This is a genomic window from Candidatus Synechococcus spongiarum (assembly GCF_900047545.1).
GTDB classification, from domain to species: domain Bacteria; phylum Cyanobacteriota; class Cyanobacteriia; order PCC-6307; family Cyanobiaceae; genus Synechococcus_B; species Synechococcus_B spongiarum_C.
The window spans coordinates 1-4,530 of the sequence record NZ_FITM01000133.1; the positions used below are offsets into that span (position 1 = coordinate 1).

The window sequence follows — 4,530 nt, forward strand, 5'->3', positions numbered from 1 at the left end:
CGGTCGGAGCACTGGGTTCCTGCCAACGCTCCTGCGGCTCCCATCCCCAACGGAAGGGAACCTCGGCCACCGGCAGCAGGTCCCCCAGGTCGGAGCCGTCAATCACCACCCCGGCCTGGATACGCAGGGCCTGGGTCCCATGACTCACCTCCAGCGCCCGGATGCGGTCACCACATCGTTGCACCACTTCCAGTTGCATCCCCCGCAGCACCTGCAGCCGTGGGTGTTCCGCCGCCAGCCAGCCTTGCAGCAGCGCCTCGGCTCGATCGGGCCGCCAACAGAAGCAACTCACCCAGCCATGGTCCAGACCACTGGGCTCCGCCGCGGTCATGCCCCGCAAAAACGCTCCCCAAAGACCCGTCTGCCAGGCGCTGAGTTCATGACCGTCCCCGGCGCTTACCCCGGCAGCGCTCACCATGCCGCCACACCAGGGACCAGGCAGCAGGAGGATGGTGTGGGCGCCGGATCGGGCCGCCTGGAGAGCAGCACAGGTGCCCCCCAGTCCTCCACCCCACACCACCACGTCACTGTGCCGTTGCTCCATGGTGTACCCGGCGCCTGTCGCGTCATGCACTGGCTAAAAGGCTAAAATCCAGAACTGCATAGGCGCCTCCGGGGCGCGTCGGGTCGCGTGGTTCATCGTTTCACTCTCACAACACCGCTGTACTACGTCAACGACAAGCCCCACATCGGTAGTGTCTACACCACCTTGGCGGCGGATGCCATGGCCCGCTGGCGCCGCCTCCAGGGGGACTGGGTGTGTCTGATCACCGGTTGCGACGAGCACGGCCTCAAGATCCAGCGCAGTGCCGCCGCCGCCGGTGTCCCCACCAAAGACTACGTGGATTGTATGGCGGGCCACTTTGCGGCCCTCTGGCAGCGCATCGGCATCAGCCATGACCGCTTTGTGCGCACCAGCACCCCCCGGCACCAACGGCTGGTGCATGAATTTTACGAACGGGTGCGCAGCAACGGGCACATTCGCCTGGGTCAGCAACAGGGCTGGTATTGCGTCGCCTGTGAAGAGTTCAAAGATGCAGACAGTGGGAAGGATGGCGCACCACCCCACTGCCCCATCCATGATCGCCCTCTGGAGTGGCGTGATGAGGAGAATCTGTTTTTCTGCCTCTCCCATTTCCAGGAGCCCGTCGCCCAACTTGTGGCGCGGGAAGACTTTATTGGTCCCGCCAGCCGACGGCGGGAGGTGCAGCGGTTCGTGGAGGCGGGTCTGCGGGACTTCTCCATCTCTCGGGTGAATCTGCCCTGGGGCATCCCTGTGCCCCATCGGCCGGGGCACACCTTTTACGTGTGGTTTGACGCGCTGCTGGGCTACATCAGCGCCCTGGGCGATCCCGACGGTCCCCAGGACCTGGCCACAGCCTTGGCCAGCGGCTGGCCGGCCCGGCTCCACTTGATTGGCAAGGACATCCTGCGGTTCCATGCGGTCTATTGGCCAGCCATGCTGCTGGCGGCGGATCTGCCCTTGCCGAAGCGGGTGTTCGGCCATGGCTTCCTCACCCGCGAGGGCCGTAAGATGGGTAAAACCCTGGGCAACACCCTGGATCCCGAGGCGTTGTTTGCCAAGGTGGGGGTGGAGCCGGTGCGCTGGTACCTGCTGCGGGATATCCAGTTCGGAGAAGACGGCGACATCCAGCAGCAGCGCTTTCTGGATCTGGTGAACAACGACCTGGCTAACACCATCGGCAACCTGGTGAATCGCACGGTCTCCATGTCCCGCCGCTGGTTTGCGGACTGCGTTCCACCCCGAGAGGCGCAGGGCGAGTCGCAGGATGATGTTGTCCCCCATCCCCTGGCTGCCGTAGCAGCAGCCACCACCGCCCGGGTGAGCCAGTGCTTTGACCAACAAGACCTGCAGGGCGCCGCCACGGCAACCCTTGCCCTGGCCGAGACCACCAACGGCTACTTGAGCGAGCAGGCCCCATGGAGCGCCATCAAGGATGCCAGCCGCAGGGGCGCGGTGGCGGCTGTGCTCTATGGGGTGCTGGAAGCGACCCGTCTGGTGGGGATCTGTCTCCAACCCCTGGTTCCGGAGTTGTCCAACCGTCTGCTGGTGCAACTGGGCTGTGATCCCCTGGAGAGCCGCCATGGCTTGCCCCCAGGGGCATGGGAGCAGTTGGTGCGCTGGGGTGGGCTCCCCCACGACCAACCCCTGCCCCAGGCCTCACCACTCCTGGCCAGACTGGAGTTGGACGGTGATCTCTGAGGAGCGGCCCGCCCCCAGTGGTTCCGCAGCCACCGGGCTACTGTTTGCGGCCCCCTATTCCGCCGTTCTTCTTGCAGTTCTTCTCGCGGGCTGCACACTGCCCACCCTGGAGACGGCATTGCAGGAGCAGGCGCCTCACGAGTTGCAGTCCTTCAGCTTGCAACACCACTCTTCCGACACGCCGTTGAGCTTGTCCCTCACCAGTCCCAAGGCGCGTCACGATTGGATCCGCAAAACCTCCGTGGTGACCACACCGGAAGCGGTCATCCACCGTGACGGGGTGCCCGTCTACGGGATCCGGGCCCAGCGGGGCCTGCTGCTGGGCAATAACCGCCTGGTGCAACTGGATGGGGCGGTGGAGGTGGTGCATCTGCAGGAGCCGTCCACGGTGGTCACGAGTGAGCGGTTGCGGTGGGATACACACCGAGGTCGCATGACCATGACCATCAACCTGACAGTCAAACGTGAGCACGTGCAAGCGAGTGCCGGACGGGCCGAGCTGGATTTTGCCAGCGAAGACCTCAGCTTCCATGACCAAGTGGTTGTGCTGGACCAGTCGCCCCAGGCCGATGACCTGCGCCTTGAGGCTACAACGCTTCACTGGAACCTGGCCAGCGGCGATCTGATGGCGCCTGGCCCGGTGAAGGCCGGACAGACTGCCCCGGGCGGTGCGGTGCAGTCCGCACAAGGCTTCGACCTGACGGGCAACAGCCAGCAGCGGTGGCTGGAGTTGCAGGCACCTGTCCAATTACAGACTCGGCAAGCGGGGCAATGGCAGGCCCAGGATTCCGTGCTCTGGAGGTTGGACCGGCAACAACTGGACAGCCCGGGTCTTCTGGAAGCTCAGGCGGGGGCACTGCAAGTCTCCGGGCGCTCCGCCATGCTGGATCTCAAGCAAGGCGTGCTCACCATCGGCGAGAGTTGCCGATTCCACCAGCCGGGTGAAACCTTGACCGCACAGCAATGCCGCTGGAACTGGCAGGACAGGACGATTCTGGCCCGGGGTGGGGTGACGTTGCAACGGGAGCAATACCAGCAGATCACCCGGGCCGACCAACTCCAGGGCCGGCTGGGGGAAGACAACATCCTGAGCCTGACGGCGCCGCCCCAAGGCCACGTCACCACGGAGTTGGAGTTGGGGTTGGAGCCCTCCGGATGAGCAGGACTCCATGGCCTTGGGCAAGACGACGATGGGGAAAATCCAGTTCCGCCACGTCAGACTCACGAATCCAGACCAGCTCGCTTCCCTGGGCCTTGAATTCATCAAACGACGCCCAGGACCGGCCCATGATTGGGCTGTATGCTCTAAGCAAAACTGCAATGGTCGTACCATCCATATTCACCAGATCTGCAGGAGTCGTTGACAGAATATCCTGCAGGTGGGGTTGCTGGAGGAACGCTTTTATTGCAGGGGAATAGTTGCCGATAAAACCCAGATGGACGGTTCCAAAAATGATTAGCCAAGCACTAAGAATATGACAGGTTATCCATGGTTTCACACTTTGCCGGAGGGTTTTACGGGACCAGTAGACCATCAAGCCTCCCAACAGCCATACGCTGCTGATCAGGACTAGGAGTAGGCCCAATTTTTCCATATCAAGTGTGGTGTCAGACTGTTCAGCAATCCTTAGCAAGCCACCGCCAAAACAGAAGACCAGGACAATGCCGGCCAAGCAACAGTAGACCGCGGCAATGGACGACAAAGATCGCCATCCCAGACCACTGCTTCTCTCACGCAAGCGTTGAGCAGTGTGGGTGTCCGCCAAACGATAATCCAAATCTGCGGCAATCAACAGAGCCGCAAATGGATAAATCGGTAGTGCATATTGGTCGTGTTGAGAGGACGTGAAAGCAAGCAATAAGAGCATGGTTGCGGGTGCTGCCAAAAGAAGCCAGCGTCGATGAACAATGGGCTGACGACCAAATGTCATGCCCTGATCAGCCCATAGGCTGGGGCTGGCGACGGCAAAAGGGAGCAAGGGTGACCATGGCAAGAAACCTGCGAAGATCGCACCCACGTAGAAGGGGAAACCACTGAGTGGAAAGCCGGTTTCTGTCGCTTTTCCCAAGGGGAACCTGAGTGGCGCTGTAAATCCTGTAACCCCATAGGCAACCATACTCTTCCACAACCAGATCAGGGTTGGCAGGGCGCCACATGCCAGGCCAAGCCAGAGCCATGGGCTGGTCAGGATCTTGCGTCCACGGGCCTGCTTCAGGAGCCAGGGCATGAGCCCCGCCAACGGCAAAACAGCCAGAACGCTGCGCAGGACAATAGTCAAAGCAAATAAAATGCCCGCAATATAGAG

4 protein-coding genes are annotated in these 4,530 nt (G+C 62.1%); 2 read left to right on the forward strand and 2 right to left on the reverse strand.

The window, feature by feature from the left end; translation table 11 throughout:
* On the reverse strand, positions 1 to 544 hold a 544-nt coding region (locus tag FLM9_RS05555; protein ID WP_143324623.1), incomplete at its 3' end, for an FAD-dependent oxidoreductase.
* An 87-nt stretch (positions 545 to 631) separates the two neighbouring features.
* On the opposite strand from FLM9_RS05555, the gene metG reads away from it, so the two are divergent.
* Together metG and lptC are read left to right on the forward strand one after the other, a co-directional pair.
* Positions 632 to 2,224, forward strand: a complete 1,593-nt coding sequence (gene metG, locus FLM9_RS05560; protein WP_074457640.1) for a methionine--tRNA ligase — start codon at positions 632 to 634, stop codon at positions 2,222 to 2,224.
* Complete coding sequence (gene lptC, locus FLM9_RS05565) at positions 2,214 to 3,383, forward strand: LPS export ABC transporter periplasmic protein LptC (protein WP_074457641.1); 1,170 nt, start codon at positions 2,214 to 2,216, stop codon at positions 3,381 to 3,383. Before metG ends, lptC begins: the two co-directional genes overlap by 11 nt.
* Here lptC and FLM9_RS08195 read toward each other — a convergent pair.
* The coding region (locus FLM9_RS08195) for a hypothetical protein (RefSeq protein ID WP_180365313.1) at positions 3,343 to 4,530 on the reverse strand (1,188 nt) is incomplete at its 5' end. The genes lptC and FLM9_RS08195 overlap by 41 nt on opposite strands.